The organism is Vibrio sp. 1580 (assembly GCF_033340055.1).
In genome coordinates, this window is the sequence record NZ_JAWOVT010000236.1 from 1 (window position 1) to 751 (window position 751).

A 751-nucleotide genomic window follows, 5' to 3' on the forward strand; every position below is an offset into this window, starting at 1 on the left:
TGACGTTCACGCTTTAACGCATCCATTTTGTTGAGAACAACAACCATCGGACGACCAAGTTCACGAAGTTGCAGCGTCATATATAGACTGCGCTCTAAGCTGGTGGCATCAATCACGTTGATGATCAAATCAGCTGGGTGCGTCAACACCGCACGAGAGGCGATAGATTCATCGATACTGTTACTATCGTTACCGCTGTCCAGAGAGTAAATGCCCGGCAAGTCCGTCAGTAAAAATTCATCACCCGCGTGCTTAAATTGACCCGTTTTTTTCTCAACAGTCACGCCCGCCCAGTTACCGACTTGCTGTTTGGCACCAGTCAAACCATTAAAAAGAGTGGTTTTACCGCTGTTTGGGTTACCTACGGTAAGAACTTGATACTGCATTACACTCGCTCCACTTCAATTTTTTGAGCAATGGTTTCTCTTAACGCAACAGATACACCGCGTACCTCAACTTGTAGCGGGTCTCCCATCGGCGCGCGTCTGATCACCTTAACTTCTGTGTTCGGAAGTAGCCCCATTACCATAAGCTTTTTTCTAATATCTGATGAAAGACCATCTAACAAACGAATTGTCACCGTATCGCCAGGTTTAATTTCTGATAATTTCATAGTGGCCCTTAAGAGTATTGCTAATGATAAATATTATTATTTAAGAGTATTTAGGCAGCGATAATACTCCTCTATACCCTTCCATTCATTGTGTGAAATCAAAGATTCCATAAGTGCCTTTCATATTTTCAACGTTAA

General features: G+C 42.9%; 2 protein-coding genes. Both read right to left on the reverse strand.

Annotated elements, in window-relative coordinates:
- Positions 1-386, reverse strand: a 386-nt coding sequence (locus R7093_RS25240) for a FeoB small GTPase domain-containing protein (protein ID WP_318147022.1), incomplete at its 3' end; no start/stop codon positions are given.
- Positions 386-613: a ferrous iron transport protein A gene (locus R7093_RS25245; RefSeq protein WP_005455496.1), complete on the reverse strand. Its 228-nt coding sequence runs from the start codon at positions 611-613 to the stop codon at positions 386-388. The genes R7093_RS25245 and R7093_RS25240, both read right to left, overlap by 1 nt.
- Between the last annotated feature and the right edge of the window lie 138 nt (positions 614-751).

Excerpts from the sequence above, each read along its gene's own strand:
- R7093_RS25245 (WP_005455496.1), bottom strand. The coding sequence starts at position 613 with ATGAAATTATCAGAAATTAAACCTGGCGATACGGTGACAATTCGTTTG.